The 23,070-nt window shown below is 63.4% G+C and carries 23 protein-coding genes and 1 other RNA gene; 16 read left to right on the top strand and 8 right to left on the bottom strand.

The genetic code is table 11. The features are described from left to right. Positions 1-66: 66 nt before the first annotated feature. Entirely contained in the window at positions 67-4,005 is a 3,939-nt protein-coding gene (locus X757_RS159925; protein ID WP_023712462.1) for an AsmA-like C-terminal region-containing protein, read from the top strand. Between the two features lie 7 nt (positions 4,006-4,012). Here X757_RS159925 and X757_RS159930 read toward each other — a convergent pair whose 3' ends face one another. The 4 genes from X757_RS159930 to X757_RS159945 all read right to left on the bottom strand — a co-directional run bounded on the left by X757_RS159930 (position 4,013) and on the right by X757_RS159945 (position 5,820). Further along, positions 4,013-4,234, bottom strand: a complete 222-nt coding sequence (locus X757_RS159930) for a ribbon-helix-helix domain-containing protein (RefSeq protein WP_023712463.1) — start codon at positions 4,232-4,234, stop codon at positions 4,013-4,015. Positions 4,235-4,247: 13 nt separating this feature from the next. After that, on the bottom strand, positions 4,248-4,442 hold the full coding sequence (locus tag X757_RS159935; RefSeq protein WP_023712464.1) for a DUF4169 family protein: 195 nt from the start codon (positions 4,440-4,442) through the stop codon (positions 4,248-4,250). Between the two features lie 18 nt (positions 4,443-4,460). Continuing rightward, positions 4,461-5,006, bottom strand: coding sequence for an SspB family protein (locus X757_RS159940; protein WP_023667419.1), 546 nt, complete (start codon positions 5,004-5,006; stop codon positions 4,461-4,463). Positions 5,007-5,136: 130 nt separating this feature from the next. Next, complete coding sequence (locus X757_RS159945; protein WP_023668320.1) at positions 5,137-5,820, bottom strand: TetR/AcrR family transcriptional regulator; 684 nt, start codon at positions 5,818-5,820, stop codon at positions 5,137-5,139. Positions 5,821-6,008: 188 nt separating this feature from the next. Between X757_RS159945 and X757_RS159950 the strand changes: the two genes are divergently transcribed. After that, positions 6,009-7,214, top strand: a complete 1,206-nt coding sequence (locus X757_RS159950; protein WP_023682099.1) for a multidrug effflux MFS transporter — start codon at positions 6,009-6,011, stop codon at positions 7,212-7,214. A 212-nt stretch (positions 7,215-7,426) separates the two neighbouring features. On the opposite strand, the gene ssrA is transcribed toward X757_RS159950, so the two are convergent. Beyond that, positions 7,427-7,785: a transfer-messenger RNA gene (gene ssrA, locus X757_RS1000000166200) on the bottom strand. A 168-nt stretch (positions 7,786-7,953) separates the two neighbouring features. On the opposite strand from ssrA, the gene X757_RS159955 reads away from it, so the two are divergent. From X757_RS159955 to X757_RS159980, 6 genes are all read left to right on the top strand, one after another. Then, complete coding sequence (locus X757_RS159955; protein WP_023668323.1) at positions 7,954-8,265, top strand: DUF2853 family protein; 312 nt, start codon at positions 7,954-7,956, stop codon at positions 8,263-8,265. 341 nt (positions 8,266-8,606) lie between these two features. Then, positions 8,607-9,401: a thymidylate synthase gene (locus X757_RS159960; protein ID WP_023688064.1), complete on the top strand. Its 795-nt coding sequence runs from the start codon at positions 8,607-8,609 to the stop codon at positions 9,399-9,401. A gap of 385 nt (positions 9,402-9,786) precedes the next feature. Then, positions 9,787-10,581 carry a molybdate ABC transporter substrate-binding protein gene (gene modA, locus X757_RS159965; protein ID WP_156933412.1) on the top strand — a complete coding sequence of 265 codons (795 nt, stop codon included), beginning with the start codon at positions 9,787-9,789 and terminating at the stop codon, positions 10,579-10,581. Between the two features lie 15 nt (positions 10,582-10,596). Continuing rightward, the gene (modB, locus tag X757_RS159970; protein ID WP_023667413.1) at positions 10,597-11,301 is read left to right on the top strand and encodes a molybdate ABC transporter permease subunit; all 705 of its coding nucleotides are present in this window, start codon (positions 10,597-10,599) and stop codon (positions 11,299-11,301) included. Further along, on the top strand, positions 11,298-12,410 hold the full coding sequence (gene modC / locus X757_RS159975) for a molybdenum ABC transporter ATP-binding protein (protein ID WP_023725336.1): 1,113 nt from the start codon (positions 11,298-11,300) through the stop codon (positions 12,408-12,410). Before modB ends, modC begins: the two co-directional genes overlap by 4 nt. 69 nt (positions 12,411-12,479) lie before the next feature. Further along, the gene (locus X757_RS159980; RefSeq protein ID WP_023667411.1) at positions 12,480-12,821 is read left to right on the top strand and encodes a winged helix-turn-helix domain-containing protein; all 342 of its coding nucleotides are present in this window, start codon (positions 12,480-12,482) and stop codon (positions 12,819-12,821) included. 202 nt (positions 12,822-13,023) lie between these two features. On the opposite strand, the gene cobF is transcribed toward X757_RS159980, so the two are convergent. Next, a complete protein-coding gene (gene cobF, locus X757_RS159985) occupies positions 13,024-13,797 on the bottom strand; it encodes a precorrin-6A synthase (deacetylating) (RefSeq protein ID WP_023725335.1) in 774 nt (257 codons plus the stop codon). A 147-nt stretch (positions 13,798-13,944) separates the two neighbouring features. On the opposite strand from cobF, the gene X757_RS159990 reads away from it, so the two are divergent. The 6 genes from X757_RS159990 to X757_RS160015 all read left to right on the top strand — a co-directional run bounded on the left by X757_RS159990 (position 13,945) and on the right by X757_RS160015 (position 19,663). Next, positions 13,945-14,967, top strand: a complete 1,023-nt coding sequence (locus tag X757_RS159990) for a DUF4424 domain-containing protein (RefSeq protein WP_023725334.1) — start codon at positions 13,945-13,947, stop codon at positions 14,965-14,967. Continuing rightward, positions 14,967-15,485, top strand: coding sequence for a dihydrofolate reductase (locus X757_RS159995; protein WP_023667408.1), 519 nt, complete (start codon positions 14,967-14,969; stop codon positions 15,483-15,485). The genes X757_RS159990 and X757_RS159995 overlap by 1 nt, the downstream gene beginning before the upstream one ends. A gap of 145 nt (positions 15,486-15,630) precedes the next feature. Next, positions 15,631-16,740 carry an FtsH protease activity modulator HflK gene (gene hflK, locus X757_RS160000; protein WP_023682090.1) on the top strand — a complete coding sequence of 370 codons (1,110 nt, stop codon included), beginning with the start codon at positions 15,631-15,633 and terminating at the stop codon, positions 16,738-16,740. Then, complete coding sequence (hflC, locus tag X757_RS160005) at positions 16,740-17,717, top strand: protease modulator HflC (RefSeq protein WP_023668332.1); 978 nt, start codon at positions 16,740-16,742, stop codon at positions 17,715-17,717. The genes hflK and hflC overlap by 1 nt, the downstream gene beginning before the upstream one ends. A 4-nt stretch (positions 17,718-17,721) precedes the next feature. Further along, the gene (locus tag X757_RS160010; protein WP_023668333.1) at positions 17,722-17,907 is read left to right on the top strand and encodes a DUF2065 family protein; all 186 of its coding nucleotides are present in this window, start codon (positions 17,722-17,724) and stop codon (positions 17,905-17,907) included. A gap of 238 nt (positions 17,908-18,145) precedes the next feature. Next, positions 18,146-19,663 (top strand): DegQ family serine endoprotease, encoded by a 1,518-nt coding sequence (locus X757_RS160015; protein ID WP_023682088.1) that lies wholly within the window; start codon positions 18,146-18,148, stop codon positions 19,661-19,663. 43 nt (positions 19,664-19,706) lie between these two features. Here X757_RS160015 and X757_RS160020 read toward each other — a convergent pair whose 3' ends face one another. Next, positions 19,707-20,279, bottom strand: coding sequence for a GNAT family N-acetyltransferase (locus tag X757_RS160020; RefSeq protein WP_023725333.1), 573 nt, complete (start codon positions 20,277-20,279; stop codon positions 19,707-19,709). Then, positions 20,276-21,163, bottom strand: coding sequence for a phosphoserine phosphatase SerB (gene serB / locus X757_RS160025; RefSeq protein ID WP_023725332.1), 888 nt, complete (start codon positions 21,161-21,163; stop codon positions 20,276-20,278). The genes X757_RS160020 and serB overlap by 4 nt, the downstream gene beginning before the upstream one ends. On the opposite strand from serB, the gene miaA reads away from it, so the two are divergent. After that, positions 21,153-22,136: a tRNA (adenosine(37)-N6)-dimethylallyltransferase MiaA gene (gene miaA, locus X757_RS160030; protein ID WP_023725331.1), complete on the top strand. Its 984-nt coding sequence runs from the start codon at positions 21,153-21,155 to the stop codon at positions 22,134-22,136. The two genes, serB and miaA, sit on opposite strands and share 11 nt — an antisense overlap. Positions 22,137-22,266: 130 nt before the next feature. Beyond that, positions 22,267-23,058, top strand: a complete 792-nt coding sequence (locus X757_RS160035) for a GGDEF domain-containing protein (RefSeq protein WP_023668337.1) — start codon at positions 22,267-22,269, stop codon at positions 23,056-23,058. Positions 23,059-23,070 lie beyond the last annotated feature (12 nt).

The following is a 23,070-nucleotide window of genomic DNA, read 5'->3' as shown; positions in this document are numbered from 1 at the left end:
GCCTCTTTATCGACACGCTGATGCGGGTAGAGTGCGGCTGACTTTCAATCAACCCGTTCGGAGCTGATGCTCGCACGCCTGTTCGTGATCTTCGGTGGCTTGTTTGTGCTGGTGCTGGTTGCGGCGCTGGTGGTGCCGTATTTTGTCGACTGGACCGGGTACCGCGCCCAATTCGAGCGCGAGGCGAGCGCCATTCTCGGCCGCAAGGTGACGGTGCAAGGCGACGCCACGGCGCGCCTGTTGCCGTTCCCCTCGGTGACCTTCTCAAACGTCACGGTCGCCGGCGGCCCCGGCGGCCAGCCGGCAATGACCGTCGAGACCTTTTCGATGGACGCGGAACTGGCGCCGTTCCTGCGCGGCGAAGTGCTGATTTTCGACATGCGGCTGGTGCATCCGAAGGCGACGATCGACATCGCCGATAACGGCACGGTCGACTGGGCGATACGGCCGTCCTCGCCCTTCGATCTCAACCAGATCTCGATCGAGAAGCTCACGGTGACGGAGGGAGAAATTGCGCTCCGCCATGCCGCAGGCGGGCGCAGCCATCTGATTTCCGAGATCAATTCGACCATCTCTGCCAAGTCGCTGGCCGGGCCGTGGCGCATGGACGGAACGTTGCTGCTCGACGGACTGCGTTCGACGGTTGCGGCTTCGACCGGCAAGGCCGAAGGCAGCGGCCAGATGCGGCTGAGGCTCAAGGTCGATCCCGATGCCTATCCACTGGTCATCGAAACCGACGGCAATGCCGGCATCGTCAATGGGGCTGCCGTCTATTCCGGCCAGTTCAAGATTTCCGGCAACGACAAAAACAGCGCCGAACTGCGCGGCGGCGATGGCGAGAGCGTCAAAATCAGAGCCGGCAAACCCGATCCGGGGTTCAGGCTGAACGGCAAGTTCTCGCTCGACCACCAGAAGCTTGGCGTCGACGAATTCCGCTTCGAGACCGGGCCGCTCGACAATCCCTACACAGCCGACGGCAAGGCTTCGGTCGATCTCGGCCTTAGGCCGAACTTCGCCATCGAGGCCAATGGCGCGCAGGTGCAACTGGACGAGGCGGTGGGCGCTGAGAAGGGCGCCGGCCTGACGCTGGACCAGCGCATTGCCGGAATCGAGCAGGCGCTGCTCGTCCTGCCGAAGCCGAGCATCCCCGGCACTGTCGAGGTCAAGCTGCCGGCGGTGGTGGCTGGCGACACCACGGTGCGCGACGTGCATCTCTCGGCCGAGCCGGTCGAGGGCGGCTGGTCGGTGAAATCGCTGGCCGCGACCTTGCCCGGGCGCACGACGCTGGAAGCCAGCGGCATGCTCAGCGTCGAAGATCATTTCCGTTTCAGCGGCTCCATGCTGCTGGCGGTGGCGCAGCCTTCCGGCTTTGCTGCCTGGTTGTCGAAAGATGTCGACGAGGCGATCCGCCGGCTGCCGGCCGCCGGCTTCAAGGCCAAGGTGGACCTGTCGGAGAAGCGCCAGGCGTTCAGCGATCTCGAACTGATCCTCGGCAAGTCGAAGTTCACCGGCCGCATCGATTCCAACCAGCCCGACGACGCCAAGTCCTCGGTGCTGATGCGGCTCGAGGGCGGCGAACTCGATGTCGACGGGCTGACGGCCTTCGCCTCGATCTTCGTCAGCGACAAGGGCGCCAACCGCTTTTCCGACCGTGACCTCGATTTTCAGATCAAGGCAGGGCCGGTCAATGCCGGCGGGCTCACCGCCGACACGGTCGATACCGCGCTCCGGCTCCGCGACGGGCTGCTCGAAATCGACCGGCTGTCGATTGGCGGCCTTGCCGGCGCCTCGATCAGCGCCACCGGCCGGATCAAGGATTTTCCGGCAAGCCCGACCGGCAAGCTCGATGCCTCGGTGGTCGCCGTCGATCTGAAGCCGCTGATCGACATTGCCGCGCAACACTATCCCGACAATCTGATGCTGAAGGGACTGGCTGGCCGCACGGCCGCCTATCCTGAACTGTTCCAGGACGCGCGCGTCGATCTGGTGGCGAGCGCCGCCGACAATGGCGACGGCACGACCGGGCTGGCGGTGAGCGGACAAGGCAAGGCCGGCGGTTCGGCCTTTTCGGCGTCGCTGTCGGGCAAGGGTGCCGTCGGCCAGTTGCTCGACGCGCCGGTGACGCTGACCTTCAACGCCAAAAATCCCGACGCCACCGTGCTGCTGGCGCTCTACGGCCTGCCGGCGCTGCCGCTCGGCATGCTCGGCCAGGCAAGCACCGATATTTCGGCCAAAGGCACGCTCGGCGGCGGCCTGGCGACGAGCTTCAATTTCGCCGCCGATGACTTCAAGGCGACGTTCGACGGCACCGTCGCTCAGACGCCGCAAGGCGCCACCGCCAAGGGCAAGATCGGCCTCGACGCTTCCGACATCGAGCCCTGGCTGATGACGACCGGCGCCGGCCTGCCGGGTATGGGAACGGGCACCTCGACCTCGCTCAGCGCGGATGCCGATTTCGGCAACGGCCTGCTGGTGTTGAGCGGCCTCAGCGGATCCATCAACGAGTCGGAGATTTCGGGCGACGTCAACATCGATGCGAAGCAGGGGCTGCCGCATTTTGCCGGTGCGCTGGCGCTCGACGAACTGGACCTCGACCCGATTGCGGTTGCGCTGTTCGGTGACCAGTCGTTCCTCAGCAGCAACGCGAACTGGCCGACGGCGCCATTCAGCCAGAAATCCAGCCTGCCGTTCAGCGCCGATCTCGACCTGGCGACGGCGACGCTTGCCGCCGGACCGCTGGCGACAGCCTATGACGCGTCGCTGTCGTTGAAACTGGACCAGGAAGGCATCCGCGTTTCGGACCTGAAGGCAAAACTGCTCGGCGGCGCGCTCACCGGATTGTTCGAGTTGAAGAACACGGACGGCACGGGGCTGTTCTCCGGCCAGATGAGGCTTGCCGGCGCCGACCTGGCGACTGTGCTGCCGGCTGCCGGCTTGAGTGGCAGCGGCGACTTCTCGACAGGGCTGTCGACCAGCGGCAAATCGGTCGACGCGATGATTGCCGCACTCTCCGGCTCGGGCACGGCGGCGCTGAAAGGCCTCACCATTGCCGGCGTCAATCCCGATGCCTTCGGCGCGTTGATTGCCAAGGCCGATGCGATCGGGCGCGACATCGACGTGGCCAAGACTGCGGGCTTTGCACCTGAGATCGCTGGCGACGGCAGCTTTGCTGCCGGCGATGCCGACATCGCCTTCACGGTCGCCGGCGGCACGTTGCGGGCACCACCGATCAAATTCGAAAACCAGGCGGCGACGCTGTCTGCCGACATCACGGCCGACCTCAACACCGGCACCGTCGCCACCAAGGGCGCGGTCACCTACAAGCCTGGCGACGAGGCGCTGGTCGGCTCCGATCCGACGGTCAATTTCAGCGTCGATGGGCCGTTCGGGGCGCTGAAAAAGCAGTTCGACAGCGAGCCGCTGGCGCAATTTTTGACCCAGCGCGCGCTGGAAAAGGAGCAGCAGCGGGTCGAGGCGATGCAGGCCGCACTGCTCGAGAAGCAGCGGCTGCGGCGCGAGGTGCGCTATTACGCCGCCTTGCAGACCGAGCGCGACAACGCCGCCGAGGAATTGCGCAAGCAGGAGGAAGCGGCACGGCTCAAAGCCGAGGCCGACGCCAAGGCGAAAGTGCAGGCAGATGCGAAGGCACAGGCCGAAGCGGATGCCAAGGCCAAGGCGGATGCCAAAGCAAAGGCCGATGCCGATGCGAAAGCGCAGGCAGAGGCTGACGCCAAGGCCAAGGCGGATGCGGACGCGAAAGCGCAGGCCGAAGAGCAGGCTGCCGAAGACGCCGCCAAGGCCGAGGACGAACGGAAGAAGGCCGAACAGGCTCGGATCGCTTCGCAGGAAAAAGCCAGGCTGGAGGCCGAGCGCAAGGCTCAGGAGCAGGCGCCGAAGGTCGACCGCTCACTTCCCGGCGTCAGTGACGGTTCGGCCCCGGCGCCGCCGAAGCCCAGGACAAATCCGTTCTCGGTCGACAATTTGCTGAAGTCGCTGGGCAATTAAGAACCATTCAGACGGCGTCGCGCTTGGCCCAGTCCAGCACGTGGAGCCTGAGCGCCGAGGACAGATTGGCATCGCGCGGTCTTGTCTCGTCGATCTCCGCGACCAGGGCAGCAAGGGTCAGCTTGCGCGCGGCGGCGATGGCGACGAGATCGTCATAAAAGGGTTTTTCGAGGGAATAGCTGGTGCGATGGCCGCGGATGGTCACGGAGCGTTTTTCGACCGGGCTCACCGCAGGCGGTCCATCAATCGCCCTGGTCTTCCGGGCGTTCGCGGCGGTGGCCGGCGACGAATTTTTCGGCCTTGTCCGATGTCAGACGGTCACGAGTTCTTTCGGCTTTGCAACGGCCGTGCAGAGCGCGGTTCTCGCCGGCGAGCTTTTCCTTTTCGGTGCGCGCCTTCTGCTTGCGGACCTGGCGAAGGTTGACGATTTCGCCCATGTCGCGCCGACCGTCCCGCTACTTCTTGCGGAAGGCGTCGAGCGACACGACGTCGGCGCCCTTGCCGGCGGCGGCATCGGCCACGGCGGGCTTTTTCTCCGCCTCAGTGGCAGCTGCCTTCTTCTCGGCCTTCGGCTTTTTCTCGGAGACGATAGCCAAAGGCTCGGCAGCCGGCTGGGCGGCTGCATCGTCTTCCGCCGGGACGTCGGTCTTGACGTCGAATTCGAGTTCGAAATTGACCGATGGGTCGTAGAAGCCGCGTACGGCCGAGAACGGGATTTCCAGCTTCTCCGGCACGTCGGAGAAGGACAGCCCGACCTCGAAGCCGGTATCGGTCACCTTGAGGTCCCAATACTGGAACTGGATGACGATGGTCATCTGTTCGGGATAGCGCTCGCGCAGCCTGGAGGACACCCGCACGCCCGGCGCGCCGGTCAGGAATGTGATGAAGAAATGATGATTGCCGGGAAGGCCGGTGCGCGCGACTTCGGCCAGGACCTTGCGCATGACGCCGCGCAATGCCTCCTGGGCCAGGATGTCGTAGCGGATGTGGTCGTCGGCCATGTGCTGGTCGGGTTCCGTTGAATCGTCCGCATAGCTGTAATCAAGCTTGAGCGCGGCGTAAACCGGATATAGATCGCTGATGCGCCGAAGCGAAGCCCGTAACGGACGATTTGATCGCCTGCTTTGGCGTTCAGGCGCTGGCCAGCTGTTTTTCCACCGCTGCCGCTGATCTGCGCTTGCCGAAGGCGCGCAGGAATGTGCGCACGCCGTGGGTCGCGGATTGCAGCACTTCATCTTCCGACGGCATGCCGCCGAGCATGAAGGTGGTCTGCAGTTCGGCGTTGGCTAGCGCCAGGAACTGGCGTGCGGCGACATCGGGATCGTCGACCGCGAGATGGCCGGCATGGGCGAGGCGGGCAAAACGGGCGGCAAGTGCCGGCCAGGTCCGGCCCGGCCCCTGGTCGCGCCATTCGGCGAAGAGCTCGGGATAGCGCTCGCCTTCGGTCTGGATCAGCTTGCGCAGGAAGCGTCCGTCGCGGTTGCAGATGCAGTTCTGATTCATGCGCACGGCAAAGCCGATCAGGTCGGCTTCCAGATCCTTCGGCTGGTCTGGGAAAGAGGCGAAGGTGGCGAAGATGCCGGCATTGCAGCGCTCCGTCAGATCGCGCACCACAGCCATGAAGAGCTTTTCCTTGTCGCGGTGGTGATTATAGATGGTCTGGCGCGACACGCCGGCCTCCACCGCGATCAGGTCGATATTGGCGCCGGCAAAGCCTTCCCGGCAAAAGACCGAAGCCGCCGCATCGATAATCGACATACGCTTGGCCTCGTGGCCGCGTGGCGGGAAAATGTCAGGAGAAACGGCAAGCTTCATAGAAATCTATATAGAGGTGATTGACGAATTAGACAAGGCTGTCTAAATTTGTGGACACAAAAAATGGTGAATTCGCTCCGTAGAGACGAATAATCTCGCTCTGAGCCGTCGGATTTCAACGGGATGGAACGTCCTAGGGTTAGTCGTCGCGTTGGCGGCGCCAACCAGACTTGAAAGAAGCCTTTATCATGAGTCCCAAATTCCTCCGCATCGCGGTCGTGCTCGGCCTGTTGTCCGCTATCGGCCCCTTCGCCATCGACATGTATCTGCCGGCGTTGCCTTCGATCGGCGAGGATCTGCATGCCGGCACCGCCGCCGTTCAGATGAGCCTTTTGATCTTCTTCCTGTCGATGGGCTTCGGCCAGATCGTCGTCGGACCGATCTCCGACATGGTCGGCCGCAAGCTGCCGCTTTACGGCGGCCTTGCGCTGTTCATGGTCGGCGGTATCGGTTCGGCCATGAGCCCGACCATCGAATGGCTGATCGCCTTCCGCTTCCTGCAGGGGCTGGGCGCCAGCGCCGGCATGGCGGTGCCGCGCGCCATCGTGCGCGACCTGCACACCGGCACCGAAGCCGCCAAGCTGATGTCGCTGCTGATGCTGGTGTTTTCGGTGTCGCCGATCCTGGCGCCGCTGACCGGCAGCCAGATCATCGAGAATTTTGGCTGGCGCGCCGTGTTCTGGACGGTGACGGGCGCGGCCCTTCTGGCCACCATTCTGCTGGCGACCTCGCTGAAGGAGACGCGGCCGGCGGAAGAACGCGTCGGTTCGTCCTTCGGAACCGCACTCGCCGGCTATCGCTTCCTCATGGGTGACCGCAATTTCCTCGGCCTGGTGGCGATCGCCGGCTTCGGCATCGCCAGCTTCTTCGTATACCTCTCGAGTTCGTCCTTCATCCTGATCGACCATTACGGGCTGTCGCCTTCCGTCTACAGCGTGTTCTTCTCGATCAATGCGGTGGCCTTCATCGGCATGTCGCAACTGACGGGGATGCTGTCGGAGCGCTTCGGGCTGAAGCGCGTCGTCTGGGTGGCGGTAACCGGCTATGCCACGACGATGGTTGTGCTGTTCGCAGTCATGGCGACCGGCGTCGACCGGCTCGATGTTATGGCGGCACTGCTGTTCGTCGGCTACGGCTTCCTCGGCCTGGTCATCCCGACGACGTCGGTGCTGGCCATGGAAGAGCATGGCGAGATCGCCGGCACGGCCTCGGCGCTGATGGGCACCCTGCACTTCGCCATCGGTGCGCTGGCGATGGGCGTCGCCGGCATCTTCTTCGACGGCACCCCGCTGCCCATGGTGGCCGGCATCACGCTCTGCGCGGTGATCTCGTTCACGCTGGCCAAACTGACGCTTGGCCGCTCGCGCGAAGCCGTTGAAGCGCCGGCCGAGTAAGCTGACCGCAATCGACCGGAAAGGCCGGGTCATCCCGGCCTTTTTCACGTCTGGGGTAATCCGGCCCCGGCCAGAACCACGGCCTTCGACCGACGCCAGCGGCAAATTGCACCAGCTCATGGCTCAATTTGGTGTAGGCTTCGCGGCCCATCGTCATGCGAAATCCGGCCAGCGGCAGCCGGCATTGAGCCTACGATATCGAGGAGGGGAGAAGTGGAGGTTTCTGTTGCCAGGTACCTCCGAACCCCGCCTAGAAGTGCGAACCTCTAGGGCTTGATTTGAAGCTATCGCACCGCTTACGCGGCGAGACGTGCTTCCGCATAGTTGTCATTTGCAACTACAGGTTTAGCCCGATGACGGTGGTACCATGCCGGGCAAAAGTACGATCTTTACACCTTCGTCGATCCTATTTCGCCCCCAGCAACAGCCGCTCTGATCACAGAACGGTTCTTGGTGGAGGCGCCGGGTACCGCCCCCGGGTCCGAACGGCTTATTACATCGCCCATTTATCGCCATAGTCGGTCAAGCCGACAAAACGAATATAGGGGGCGGGCGCACAAAATGAAAGGCCGCAATGACACTTCTTGGCCGCACCAAACTGCGGCGCCGAGGGTTGACTCGCGGGCGGTCTCAACCGAAGCTTTGCGATGGTGAGGAGTATCGACCGAGCGCACAAGTTGCGGCAGCGCGCCACAGCCCTCATCGATCGGATCCCGTGGCGCCGACATGGGGAAATTTGATGGCCGATTATCTCGCAGACGTGAAGAAATACGACGCCGCCGCAAATGCCGATGTGGTTGCCAAGATTGTGAAACATCTGGGCATCGCGCTGCGCAACCGCGATTCCTCGCTGGTATCCTGCACCGACCCCAAGGAATTGGAGCGCGTCAAGACCAACTGGGTTGCCAAGAAACTTGGCGTGACCGACGGGGCGAAAGCCGACTCAGCGATCGAGAAGACCTGCAAGGCGTTGGCCGCCGACAGCTCCAAGAGCCGCGTGACTTTCTACTATCTGGTCGCCAAGGATCTGGGCAAGCTCGGCTCTTTGTAGAGATTATTGCCGATAGGCAGAGCGCGCGTTTGATTTTGCTCCTCACCGGAGGTCAGCACCGCCCCTCATTGCCCTGCCGGGCATTTCTCCCCGTATAGTGACGGGGAGAAAGGGCTGACCGCAGCCTTGGCTCTCTCTCTCGAACGCTTGTGATTGGCGAAACCGCTGATCACAGCGCCCCTCTCCCCGTCCCTATACGGGGAGAGGATGCCGGCAGGCAGGTGAGGGGCAGCGCTAACCCTTGAAGAGTGATGGGGCAAGCCGCGTTCTGGTCCTTTTGCTGTGTTCGGCCGGCGGCCAGTCGGTTATGATGGCGGTAACCCCGAATCGAGGCGAAGCCGATGCGCCAGTATCTCGACCTTTTGCAGCATGTGCTGGACAATGGCGCCGACCGTGGCGACCGCACGGGCACCGGCACGCGTGGGGTGTTCGGGTACCAGATGCGCTTCGACCTGTCGCGCGGCTTTCCCGTCACCACCACCAAGAAGCTGCATCTGAAGTCGATCATCCATGAACTCCTGTGGTTCCTGGCCGGCGACACCAACATCAAATACCTTAGAGATCATGGCGTTTCGATCTGGGACGAATGGGCCGACGAGAATGGCGATCTCGGCCCGGTCTATGGCAAGCAGTGGCGCTCTTGGCCGGATGGCCATGGCGGGTCGATCGACCAGATTGCCAATGTTCTGAAGGAGATACGCAGGAATCCGAATTCACGCCGGCTGATCGTTTCGGCGTGGAACCCGGCCGAAGTGGAGGCGATGGCGCTGCCGCCCTGCCACTGCCTGTTCCAGTTCTACGTCTCGGACGGCAAGCTGTCCTGCCAGCTCTACCAGCGCTCGGCCGACATTTTTCTCGGCGTACCCTTCAACATCGCTTCCTACGCGCTGCTGACCCTGATGGTGGCGCAGGTGACCGGGCTGAAGCCCGGCGAGTTCGTCCATACGCTGGGCGATGCGCATCTCTATTCCAACCATTTCGAGCAGGCGCGCGAGCAATTGCGGCGCACACCCAAGGCGCTGCCGACGCTGTGGATCAATCCGGAGGTGAAGGACCTGTTCGCCTTCCGCTTCGAGGATTTCCGGCTGGAAAACTATTTTGCCGACGCGTCGATCAAGGCGCCGATCGCGGTCTGATCCGTCCACCGTCAATCAATTCCGACCCTCAATCGATGTCGACCATGACGTCGGTTGCCTTGATCATGGCATAGGCTGCTTGCCTTTTTCGAGCTTGAGATCGGCAACGGCCTCGTTGGTGATCGAAGCGTGACGACGGAGCCGGCGACATCACCGCGGACAGGCGAGGTGCTTTGACGATCTCGACGATCGTTCCCTTGAGGGATGTTGCGGGCGCTGATCTTCATCGGAGTTCCTTTCCGGGTTTCGGTGCACGTCCAACCAGAACAATCGATGCCGAACATACGCTTTCGCAGGAGGCGGCCTTCCCTTGTTATATTCATCCAGATATATCGGTCGGCAGGAGTCGAGCCAGCAGATTTCAAGCCCAGGGAGAGTTTTCATGTTGGGGCACAAAGGTTTTGGTTTGAGGGCGATCGCGATTGGCGGCTTTGCCGTAGCTCTGATGGCCGTGATGCCGGCGGCTCACGCGGGAGACAAGGTGATCGTGTTTGCCGCAGCCAGCCTCAAGGACGGGCTCGACGCCGTCACCAAGGCCTGCGAAGCCGATGTCGGTGAAGCGGCGACCGTCTCCTACGCCGCGAGCTCGGCGCTGGCCAAGCAGATCGAAAGCGGGGCGCCCGCCGATGTGTTCATCTCGGCCGACCTCGACTGGATGAAATATCTCTCCGACAAGAAACTGACCAAGCCGGACACCGAGGTGAAACTGCTCGGCAACCAGATCGTGCTGGTGGCGCCGAAGGATTCCAAGGTCGAAACCAGGATCGAGAAAGGCTTCGACCTCGCCAAGCTGATCAGCGACGGCAAGCTCGCCATGGGCGACGTCAAGGCGGTGCCGGCCGGCAAGTATGGCAAGGCGGCACTTGAATCGCTCGGCGTCTGGTCGTCGGTCGAAGGCAAGGTGGCGCAGGCCGAGAATGTGCGCGCCGCGCTGAAGCTGGTTTCAACGGGCGAGGCCGCGCTCGGCATCGTCTATGCCACCGACGCGCATGCCGACAAGGGAGTCAAGGTGGTCGGCACCTTCCCGGAGGATTCGCACCCGCCGATCATCTATCCGGTTGCCCAGACCACCGATTCGAAGGACAAGGATACCCCGGCTTTCCTGAAGTGCCTGCAGTCCTCCAAGGCGGTGGAGCTGTTTAGGGATCAGGGTTTCACCGTGCTCACGCCGAGCAATTAAGGTAGCGGCTGACGCATGAACTGGCTGCTGGACCTCACTCCCGACGAATGGAATGCGGTCCGGCTGTCGATCAAGGTGGCAACGGTGGCGATGCTGTTCAGCCTGCCGCCGGGCATCTTGATGGCGCTTTTGCTGGCCCGCGGAAAATTCTGGGGCAAGACGCTGCTCAACGGTGTGGTTCACCTGCCATTGATCCTGCCGCCGGTGGTGACAGGTTATCTCTTGCTGCTTACCTTCGGCCGGCGCGGGCCGGCGGGAGCGTTCCTGGCCGAGCATTTCGGCATCGTCTTCTCGTTTCGCTGGACCGGCGCCGCACTGGCCTGCGGTATCATGGGCTTTCCCCTGATGGTGCGGGCGATCCGGCTGTCGATCGAGGCGGTCGACCGCAAAATGGAGGCAGCGGCGGGAACGCTCGGCGCCAACCCGATTTGGGTCTTCGCCACCATCACGCTGCCGCTGATCCTGCCCGGGCTGATCGCCGGCTCGATCCTGTCCTTCGCCAAGGCGATGGGCGAGTTCGGCGCCACGATCACCTTCGTCTCCAACATTCCCAACGAGACGCAGACGCTGCCTTCGGCGATCTACACCTTCACGCAGGTGCCTGGCGGCGATGACGGGGCGCTCAGGCTGACGCTGATCTCCATCGTCATCTCGATGGCCGCATTGGTCGCCTCGGAAGTGCTGGCGCGGCGCGTCGGCCGGCGGATGGACATCGAATGAGCGTGCTGGTGGACATCAGCCATCGGCTCGGCGGTTTCGCCGTCGACGCGCGTTTCGAAAGCGCCGGGCGGCTGACGGCGCTGTTCGGGCCATCGGGCTCCGGCAAGACGACGCTGATCAACGTGATCGCCGGCCTGATCCGACCGGACAAAGGGCGTATCGCGGTCGATGGCCGCGTGCTGGTCGACACCGATGCCGGCATTTTCGTGCCGAAGCACAAGCGCCGGATCGGCATGGTGTTCCAGGACGCGCGGCTGTTTCCGCATATGAGCGTGGCCGGCAATCTGCGCTATGGCCGCTGGTTCACGCCACCGGCGGAGCGCTATGCGGATATCGACGCGGTCGTCGAACTGCTCGGCATCGGTCCTCTGCTCGACCGGCGACCGGCAAAGCTCTCGGGCGGCGAAAAGCAGCGCGTGGCGATCGGCCGGGCGCTGCTTGCCAGCCCGAAACTGCTGTTGATGGACGAGCCGCTGGCCTCGCTCGACGATGCGCGCAAAGCCGAGATCCTGCCCTATATCGAGCGGCTGCGCGACGAGACCAAGCTGCCCATCGTATATGTCAGCCACTCCGTCGCCGAGGTGGCGCGGCTGGCCAGCGACGTGGTGGTGATGGCGCAAGGCAAGGTCGCTGCCTCAGGCCCGACCGGCGCGATCATGCAACGGCTCGAATTGCTGCCGGCGGAGGAACGCGGCGAGGGCGGCGCGGTTCTCGACACCAAGGTGCTGCGCCATGATGAGATCTTCGGGATGACCGTGCTCGGCTCGGCGGCGGGCGAAATCCGGGTGCCGCTTCTGGCGGTCTCGGTCGGCGCGCCTGTGCGCATCCGAATCCGCGCCCGCGACGTGATGATCGCCACCGAACAGCCGAAAGGTCTCAGTGCGCTCAACATCCTGCCGGGCGCCATCGTCACAATCGGCTCGGGCGAGGGGCCGACGGTCGAAATCGGCATCGACTGCAATGGCGCAACCGTGCTTGCGCGCATTACCGAACAATCCAGGCAGGTACTGAACCTTCAACTCGGCGGCAAGGTCTTCGCGGTGATCAAGACGGTCAGTTTCGACCGTGCCAACACCGGCGCCGGGCTGCCGGCCGAAGCGGATGGCTGATAACCGCTATATCGTTTTGGAATAGCGCTATGGGTCGAGAGGGGCTAGTGTGACTGTGGAGGACAAGAGATGCCGTCGCTGAGCCTGCGGATAAATCTCGATCCGGACGGGCGCATAGGTCCGGGCAAGATCGAATTGCTGGAGCAGATCGCCACTTTCGGCTCGATCTCGGCTGCGGCACGCGGCATGGAGATGTCCTACAAGCACGCCTGGGATCTGGTGGAAGATATGAACCGTGTGTTCGGCAAGCCACTGGTCGCGGCGCAGACCGGCGGCAAAAAGGGCGGCGGCGCACAGCTGACCTCAGTTGGCCTTGCAGTTGTCAGCCGTTTTCGCGCTATCGAGCGCGCTGCGGCGGCAGCGGCGGCCACGCATATGGACGCCTTGCAGGCGGAGATCGATGCTGGGTGAGGGTTGAAGCTTGCGATCCGTCACACCCCCCTCTGTCCTGCCGGACATCTCCCCCGCAAGGGGGGAGATCAGCTAGCCCGTAGACGGGCGCTAATCTGTTAGGCGATTGGCGAAATCCTCCGTGACGGCCAATCTCCCCACTAGAGGGGGAGATGTCCGGCAGGACAGAGGGGGGCGCGAAGGAACTCGACCTTTGAGCGCGCTATTCCTCGGGCTCTCCTGCTTTACGCAGCAGATAGGTGTCCATGATCCAGCCCTTTCTTTTCCGGGCTTCTTCTCTCGTCCTCTCAATCTCCTCGCCGACATCACCCAGGCGACCGAAAACGATGATCTCGTCCGGTGTGCCGAGATAGGCGCCCCAATGGATGATCAGATCCTTGTCTGCCAGCGTGTTGAAGGCGCATTTGCCGTCGAGCATGACCACGGCGCTGCCGGCATAGTGCGGCATGCCTTGTTCGGCGAGGCGGCGGCCGGTGGTGATCAGCACGGGGTCGCCGATGCGGTTCAGCGCCATCTTGTGGCCGGCGGCGAGCGCCTGGACGGCGGTGATGCCGGGAATGACCTCCAATTCGAATGCGACATTGCCTCTGAGCCGTACGCGCTTGAGAATGCGCAGCGCGCTGTCATAGAGCGAGGGGTCGCCCCAGATCAGGAAGGCGCCGCAGCCGTCCTCGGCAAGTTCGTCGCGGACCAGGCTCTCATAGATCTGGGCGATGGCCTCGTGCCAGTCATCGACGGTCGAGCGATAGGAAGGCGCCGGCTCGGCGCGCACCGGCACGTCGAACTCGACGCGGCGCGATTTCGGATTGCTGACGAAACGGTCGCAGATATGGCGGCGCAATTCGGCAAGGTCGTTCTTCTTCGCCCCCTTGTCGGGGATAAACAGGACGTCCGCCCGGTTTAGGCCTGATATGGCCTGCACGGTCATATGGTCGGGATTGCCGGCGCCGATGCCGATGACGAGAAGCTTGCGCATGACGCGAACTCCTGCCCGATCGAAACCTGTTAGTCCAGACCGCCGATTGGCGTGTCCAGACACTGTGGCGTCCTGCTGGGAGACGGAAGGCTTTGAAACGCCACATTGAAACGGCTAGGGTCGCGGCATTCTTGGCGAGGGGCTTCGATGTTGCAATATGTTCTGTCCGTAGCGCTGGCGCTTTTAGCCGTGCCCGCGCTGGCCAATGATACGACCGCCGAACTCGGCACAGGTGGCCTGATCCTGTCGCGTAGCGACGCGGTGTCGATGCAAAGCGAGGATCTCTATATCTCGCCGGAAAAGATCACGGTCGACTACGTCTTCCACAACAACACCGACAATGATGTAAATGCCATCGTCGCTTTTCCGCTGCCGGACATCGAAGGCAATCCGGAGGAAATGCCGGCCATCCCGGAAAACCAGAGCGACAATTTCCTTGGCTTCGAGGTGACGATCGACGGAGCGCCGGCAAAGCCGCAGCTCGAGCAGAAAGTGTTCGCTGTCGGCATCGATATCGGCGCCGATCTGAAGGCGCAGAACGTGCCGTTCAATCCGTTCGGCGATGCGGCCAAGGCGGCCCTGGCGAAGCTGCCGAAAACGGTTGCCGAGGATTGGGAAAACCGCGGCATCATCATCGAGGATACGGGCAGCGACGGTACCGAGGCGAACAAGGTCTATACGCCGTGGTGGCAGTTGCGCTCGACCTATTGGTGGCGCTCGACATTTCCGGCCAACAAGGATGTCCATGTCTCGCACCGCTACAAACCGAGCGTCGGCGGCACGTCATCGGTCAGTTTCTTCTATGACGGCAAGTTCTCCGAGGGCAGCCAATATACAAGCTACAAGACCCGGTTCTGCATGGACGACGCGTTCGAGGATGCGGTGCGCAAGGCGGCCAAGGACGATCCGGACGGTTATCCCAAGTTTTACGAGAACCGTATCGCTTATATCCTGACCACCGGCGGCAACTGGGCCAATGGCAGCATCGGCAAGTTCAAGCTAACCGTCGACAAGGGAAATCCGAAAGCGCTGATCTCGTTTTGCGGCGACAATGTCAAGAAGGTCGGGCCGACGACCTTCGAGACGGCGGCGCAGGATCTCTATCCCGAGCACAACATCGACATATTGCTTTTGGAGCCGTCGGATGACGGCGCCGGGGGAGCCAACTGATGGACGTCGCGATCTATGTCGCCATTGCGCAGAACGGCGTCATCGGGCGCGACGGCGGCTTACCGTGGCGGCTGTCCACCGATCTCAAGCGCTTCAAGGCCGATACGATGGGCAAGCCCGTCATCATGGGCCGCAAGACTTATGAAGGCATCGGCCGGCCGCTGCCGGGCCGATTAAACATCGTGGTGACCCGCGACAAGGCCTGGCGCGCCGAGGGCATAGAGGTGGCGCACTCGCTGGAGGCAGCGATCCAGCTGGCCACGGTGCGCGGGCGTTGCATGGCCGGCGTCGACGAAATCTGCATCATCGGCGGCGGCGAGATCTATGCGCAGGCGCTGCCGCTGGCAGACCGGCTGCACGTCACCCATGTGCTGGCGGCGGTCGATGGCGACGCGCATTTTCCCGACATCGATCCGGATTTGTGGCGCCTTGTCAGCGCTCAGGACGTTCCGGCCGGTGAAAAGGACAGCCATGCGACGCGCTATTCGGTTTACGAGCGACGCCGCGGCGTGCATTGAGACGATAAAAGGGTCGCGAACGTCCAAAACGGACATGCTCGGCAGCGGATCGCGTTGAAAGCGCATCGCTGCGTCCCTATAGAAGAACAACTGGATTTTGCGCCGCAACGTCGGCGCTGAGGGAATCCCAAGCGAAAGGACATTCATGCCCTGGAACGACAAGAGCGGCGGCGGCGGCCCATGGGGCGGCGGCGGCAACAATCAGGGACCCTGGGGGCAGGGACCGAAGGGGCCTAGCGGCCCGCCGGGGTCACCTCCCGATCTCGAAGACATCATCCGCCGCGGCCAGGACCGGCTGCGGCGCGCGCTGCCCGGTGGCGGCGGCGCCAGCCCGGCCGTCTTTGCGCTGATCGCAGCGGCTCTGATCGTGCTGTGGGCGTTCAAGGCGGTCTACACCGTGCAGCCCGACGAGGTTGCGGTCGAGCTGCGCTTCGGCAAGCCGAAGGCGGAGCTGTCGCAGCCGGGTCTGCATTTCCATTGGTGGCCGGTCGAAACCGTCGAGACGGCCAACATCGCCGAACAACTCGTCGATATCGGTGGTGGCGGCGCGACGAGCGGCAACTCGTCGGGGCTGATGCTTACCGGCGACCAGAACATCGTCAACGTGCAGTTTTCGGTGGCCTATCAGGTCTCCGATCCCCGGGCCTATCTGTTCGACGTCTCCGATCCCGAAGGCATGCTGCAGCAGGTCGCAGAGAGCGCCATGCGCGAAGCGGTCGGCCGGCGACCGGCCCAGGACATCTTCCGCGACGACCGTCAGGGCATCGCCGCGTCGGTGCGTGAAATCATCCAGACGACGCTGGACGGCTACAAGGCCGGCCTGAATGTCAACGCGGTTTCGATCGAGGACGCGGCGCCGCCGCGTGAAGTGGCCGACGCGTTCGACGAAGTGCAGCGCGCCGAGCAGGACGAAGACAAGTTCGTCGAGCAGGCCAACCAGTATTCCAACCAGAAGCTTGGCCAGGCGCGTGGCGCCGCGGCGCAGATCCGCGAGGACGCGGCAGCCTACAAGAACCGTGTCGTCCAGGAAGCCGAAGGTGAGGCGCAGCGCTTCATCTCGGTCTATGACGAATACGCCAAGGCGCCCGACGTGACGCGCCGGCGGCTTTATCTGGAAACGATGGAGAAGGTGCTGAAGGATTCCAACAAGGTCATCGTCGAACAGGGCAATGGGCAAGGGGTCGTTCCCTATCTGCCGCTGCCGGCACTGCAGCCGAAGGCGCCGCCGCCTGCGACCACGGGAGGAGCCCAGTGATGGCCAATCGTCTTCCCATCATCGCGGTCATCGCGGCCGTGCTTCTGTTCCTGCTCTACTCCTCGGTCTTCGTGGTCAACGCGCGCCAGCAGGCGCTCGTGCTGCGGTTCGGCGAGATCGTCGACGTGAAGAATGAACCCGGCATCTATTTCAAGGCGCCTTTCGCCTTCTTCGACGCCGACAGCGTGCAATTGATCGAAAACAGGGTGCTGCGCTTCGATCTCGATAACATCCGCGTCCAGGTTTCGGGCGGCAAGTTCTATGAGGTCGACGCTTTCATCGCGTACCGCATCTCGGATCCGCGGGTGTTCCGCTCCGCGGTGTCCGGTCAGATCACACTGGCCGAAGCACGACTGAGGACGCGTCTCGATGCGGCGCTGCGCCGTGTCTACGGTCTGCGCGACTTCGAGGCGGCGCTCTCGGAAGAGCGGGCCGTGATGATGCGCGAAGTGCGCGATCAGCTGCGGCCCGACGCCACCTCGCTCGGCCTGCAGATCGAGGATGTGCGCATCCGCCGAACCGATCTGACGGCTGAGGTTTCGCAGCAGACCTTCGACCGCATGAAGGCCGAACGTTTGGCCGAGGCCGAACGGCTGAGAGCGCGCGGCAAGGAGGCCGCGCAGCGCATCACCGCCCGCGCCGACCGCGAAGTGGTGGAAATCGTCGCCGAGGCGCGCAAGGAATCGGAAATCCTGCGTGGTGAAGGTGAAGCCCAGCGCAGTGCGACCTTTGCCGACGCCTACAAACGCGATCCGGCGTTCTTCGACTTCTACCGGTCGATGAATGCCTATGGCACGGCGCTGGACAACTCCGGGACGACGATGGTGCTTTCGCCGAACTCGGAGTTCTTCCGCTTCTTCCGCAATCCGGACGGTACGGACGCGAAGCCGGCGACACCTGCGGCTCCGGCGACGGCACCTGCCGCGCCGGCGACGGCACCTGCCGCGCCGGCTGCACAACCTGCACCCGCCCAGTAGGGCGGTGCAGGATTTCCTTGCGGCCATAGGCCTGGTCCTCGTCGTCGAGGGTCTGGTCTATGGCGGCTTTCCCGGCCTTGCCAAACGTCTTGCCGGCGAAGTGCTGTCGACGCCGGAAATTGCGCTGCGCATCGTCGGGCTAGTGGCGATCGCCATCGGCGTCGGCATCGTCTGGTTGGTGCGTGGCTGAGGACCGCTGATCTGCAATTCCAGGAAAGTGTGAGCGGTTTTCCGTCCGGAATTGCGTAAAAGCAAAGGGATCGAACGGTTCGCCGTTTCCGCGAAACGGCGAACCGTTCTAAGGTGTAACGGAGGATTTATCCTCCTGATGTGGCCATAGCCGCAAACGTGCCGTATTTCTTGCCAACATGACGCGACGCGGCGTTTTGCCGAAGCGCTTTTTCTTTTCAGATTCCGGGAGGCTTTCGATGACATCCAACACCCTTCTGCGCGCGGCGCGGCGGACGTTCATCGCAGGTGCTGCGGCACTTATGGTCGGCGCGCTTGCCGTTCCCGCTTTCGTGACGCCGACGGTGGCCGCGGACGGACCGGCTTCGGTTGCCGACCTCGCCGAAGGCCTGCTCGGTGCGGTGGTCAACATCTCGACCTCGCAGACCGTGAAGGGCACGGAAGGTCCGGGCGCGGTGCCGATGCCGCAGCTGCCCGAGGGTTCGCCGTTCCAGGATTTCTTCGACGACTTCTTCAAGAACCGTGGCGGCGACAAGGATGGCGGCGCGCAAAAAGTGCAGTCGCTGGGCTCCGGCTTCGTAGTCGACGCCGAGCAAGGCATTGTCGTCACCAACAACCACGTCATCGCCGATGCAGACGATATCGAGGTGAATTTCTCCGACGGCGTGACGCTCAAGGCGACGCTGGTCGGCACCGACACCAAGACCGACGTGGCGGTGCTCAAGGTCGACCCGAAGGGCCACAAGCTGACGGCGGTGAAGTTCGGCGATTCCAACAAGATGCGCGTCGGCGACTGGGTGATGGCGATCGGCAATCCGTTCGGCCTTGGCGGCACGGTGACGGTCGGCATCGTCTCGGCCCGCAACCGCGACATCAATTCCGGCCCCTACGACGACTTCATCCAGACCGACGCCGCCATCAACCGCGGCAATTCCGGCGGGCCGCTGTTCAACAGCCTGGGCGAGGTCATCGGTATCAACACGGCGATCATCTCGCCGTCGGGCGGCTCGATCGGCATCGGTTTCTCTATCCCCTCGCAGCTTGCCTCGGGCGTCGTCGACCAGCTGCGCCAGTTCGGCGAGACCCGTCGCGGCTGGCTCGGCGTGCGCATCCAGCCGGTGACCGACGACATCGCCGAGAGCCTCGGCATGGCGACCGCCAAGGGCGCGCTGGTGGCCGGCGTCATCAAGGGCGGACCGGTCGACAACGGCACAATTCTCGCCGGCGACGTCATCATCAAGTTCGATGGCAAGGACATCCATGAAATGCGCGACCTGCCGCGCGTCGTGGCGGAAAGCCCGGTCGGCAAGGCGGTCGACGTGATCATCGTGCGCAAGGGCGTCGAGCAGACGGTGAAGGTGACGCTCGGCCGGCTTGAGGACGGCGAGAAGGTCGCTGCCGGTGAGGACGGCACTACCGATGAGGACAAGGGCGGCGACAAGGCGCCCGCGGTCTCCACGGCCTCGGTGCTCGGCATGACCGTCGGCGAGCTCAATGACGACACACGGAAAAAATTCGGCATCGCGGCCGACGTCTCCGGCGTCGTCATCACCGACGTCACCAAGGATTCGGCCGCCGCCGAGCGCGGCATCCAGGCCGGCGAGGTGATCACCGAAATCGCCCAGGAATCGGTCGCGACCCCGAAGGACGTGATGGACCGGATCGGCGCGCTGAAGGAGCAGGGCCGCAAGAATGCGCTCTTGATGCTGGCGTCCAAGACAGGCGAGTTGCGCTTCGTGACGATCCGGATGGATTGAGTCCGGAAAGCCCCATAACCGATTGTCTTCAGGGAAAGGGCGGCTAGCGAGCCGCCCTTTGTCGTGCCTGCCAGTCCGTGCGCGACAGTTTGTAGAGGACATGCCGCTTGAGGTGCGGGTGGCTGTCAGGGATGGATGGGTGGTCGAAATCGCGAGCCGGGTCAGGGGTCATGCCAAGACGCTCCATGACGGCCGTCGAGCGGCGGTTGGCCGCGACGGCGAAGGAGACGATCTCGTCGCGGTCAAGCGTTTCGAAGCCAAAGGCGAGCCAGGCTTCGGAGGCCTCCGTGACATAGCCCTTGCGCCAGAATTCCGGCGCCAACCGCCAGCCGATCTCGATCGTATCGGAAGGCAGGGACGGCACGTGATCGGTCTTTAAGAGACCGACGAAGCCGATGCATTCCCCAGTCGCGGCGATCTCGGCGGCGGCAAAACCAAAGCCGTCCTCGGCGATCCAGCCCCGAAACTCGTCCATCTTGGCATCCGTCTCGGCGCGGTCGCGGCGGAACAGAAAGAATTCCATCACCCGCTCGTCCGAATTGATGCGGTGGAAGAGTTCGCGATCGCGGTCTTCCCAGTTGCGCAGGATGAGGCGCTCGGTGCGCATCGGTTTCATTGGGCGAACTCTTCCTGGCGGTAGCCCTGGAGATAAAGCAGCGCGGTGAGATCGCCATGGTCGATGCGGACCTTGGCTTCGGCAGCAACGGCCGGCTTGGCGTGGAGCGCGACACCGGTGCCGGCCAGGCGGATCATGTCGAGGTCGTTGGCGCCGTCGCCGACCGCAATCGCATCGAATGGCGTCAGGCCGAGGCGGGCCGAGATATCGTTCAGCGCATCGGCCTTGGCGGCGCGGCCGAGGATCGGCTCGGCGACCAGGCCGGCAAAGCGCCCGTTCTCCTCGATCAGGCGGTTGGCACGGTTTTCCTCGAAGCCGAGCATGGCGGCGACACGGCTGGTGAAGACGTCGAAGCCGCCGGAGACAAGCGCCGTCCAGGCGCCATTGGCGCGCATCGTCTGCACCAGAGCGCGGCCGCCCGACGCCAGCGTCAGGCGGTTCGCGATGATGCGGTCGACGACGGCGGCATCGAGGCCTTTCAGCAGCGCCACGCGTTCACGCAGCGCCGGCTCGAAAGCGATCTCGCCGTTCATCGAGCGTGCCGTGATGGCGGCAACGCGGTCCTTGACGCCGATCTCGTCGGCGAGTTCGTCGATGCATTCCTGGTCGATCATGGTTGAATCCATATCGGCAAGCAGGATTGTCTTGCGGCGGCTTTCGGCCTGCTGAACGATCACGTCGACCGGCTCTGAACCAAGTGCTGTGCGCAAGGCCGCACTTGCCTCAGCGGCTTCTGCCCCCTCGGGCAACACCAGATCGCAGGCGACGCCTTCGCCCAGCCAGCGAACAGCGCTTGCGCCGACCGACCGTGAGGCCATATTCGCAAGCGAGGCCGACATCGCGCGGCGGACGGGGTGAGACACAAGCGTGGCAATGAGCGGCATCGAGACTTCCAAGCAGCTAGGCGAGGGCGGGCAGGCGGGCGAGGGCCGCGTGAAGAACGCGATCCTGATAGCCGGGCCGACCGCCAGCGGCAAGTCGGCGCTGGCGCTCGATCTCGCCGAACGCAAGGGCGGTGTCATCGTCAACACCGATTCCATGCAAGGCTACTCGGTGCTCGACGTGCTGACGGCGCGGCCGAATGCCGCCGATCTCGCCCGCGCGCCGCACTTTCTCTATGGCCACGTGCATCCCTCGACCGCCTATTCCACCGGCGCCTGGCTGCGCGACGTGATAAAGCTGATCGATGACGGCACGCTTGCACGGCGACCCGATGGCGCCGGCTTCGAACGTCCGGTGATTTTCGTCGGGGGCACCGGGCTCTATTTTCGCGCACTTGCCGAGGGCATTTCGGAAATGCCCGACATTCCGCAGCAGGTACGCGACCGCTGGCGCTACGAGTTAAAGGAGCAAGGCGCAGCCAAGCTGCACCGCATCCTGATGCATGAAGATTCGGCGGTCGCCATGCAGCTGAAGCCGACCGACGGCCAGCGCATCGTGCGGGCGCTGGAGGTGCTCGACGCATCCGGCCGCTCCATCCTAGAATGGCAGGCAGCGCGCGGCCGGCCGCTGATCGACCGCGACAGCGCTCGGTTCTTCGTTATCGAGCCGGACCGCGCCCCCCTTGTCGAGCGGATCGAAACAAGGTTCGACCGCATGCTCGATCTCGGCGCGCTCGATGAGGTCAAACGGCTTGCGGCGCTTGGCCTCGATCCCGACCTGCCGGCGATGAAGGCGATCGGCGTTCGCGAACTTTCGGCTGCCATGGCGGGTGACATCAGCTTTCCTCAGGCCATCGAGCGCTGCAAGGCAGCGACGCGGCAATATGCCAAACGGCAAACGACGTGGTTTCGCCATCAGCTGGGGCCGGAATGGCTGAGATTGCAGCCCGGCGGCCGCTTGCAAACCGCGATTTGATTTTCGTGCTGCCAATACAATTAAAGAAACAGAAGTAGGAATGAACATTCCCGCTCCGGTTGTCTGGATTAACCGTCCGTAAGGCGCCGGCATGCCATAGATCCGGCGGGTACTTTGCAACGGGAAGCAGATGCGTTTCCACAAGGCGGAATCCGCATTTTTCGTCTTTATTTTCGTGATCCTGGCCGCAGGCCTGGTGACGCTTTATGCCTATGGTCAATTGCAGTTCATCGCGGTCGGTCACGATACGACTTCCCGGGTCGAGAGGATCGCCTATCTCAACACGCTGCTGTTTGTCACCGGGGTGCTGCTGGCGACAGCGCTGTTCTTCGGCGTGTTCTTCATCTACCCGCTGATCCGTAGGCAGGCCACGGAAGAGGGCAAGCTGCGCGCCATGACGGTTTCGCTCAGCGCCCGCTCGGAAACGCTGCAGCATGCGGCATTGACCGACGGCCTTACCGGCATGCAGAATCGGCGCTATTTCGACGATGCGCTGAAGGAATATCTCGAGGAATTCCGCCGCATCGAAAAGCCCGTCGGGCTCATGATCCTCGACCTCGATCATTTCAAGCAGGTCAACGACACGCATGGCCACGATGTCGGCGACGAGGTGCTTAGGGCAGTCGCCAATTGCCTCAAAGGCATGACGCGCTACCACGATGTGGTGGCGCGGCTTGGGGGCGAGGAGTTCGCCGTCGTCACGCCCAACATGGATGCGGAGTTGTTGGGGAAGTTCGCCGAACGCATCCGCAAAGCGATTGCCAACATGTCGGTGCTGTCGGGCAATGTCCGCCTCAAGATCACCACCAGCGTCGGACTCGCCGTCTGGGATCGGAAGGAAACCGCCGAGGAATTCTACCGCCGCGCCGACCGCCAGCTCTACGAGGCGAAGAGGCAAGGCCGCAACCGCGTCTGCGCCTAAAATCCCGAAGAA

The organism is Mesorhizobium sp. LSHC412B00, assembly GCF_000503035.1.
GTDB lineage: Bacteria > Pseudomonadota > Alphaproteobacteria > Rhizobiales > Rhizobiaceae > Mesorhizobium.
Note: the sequence above shows the minus strand (reverse complement) of the source record. Positions and strands in the feature narration are given on the sequence as shown.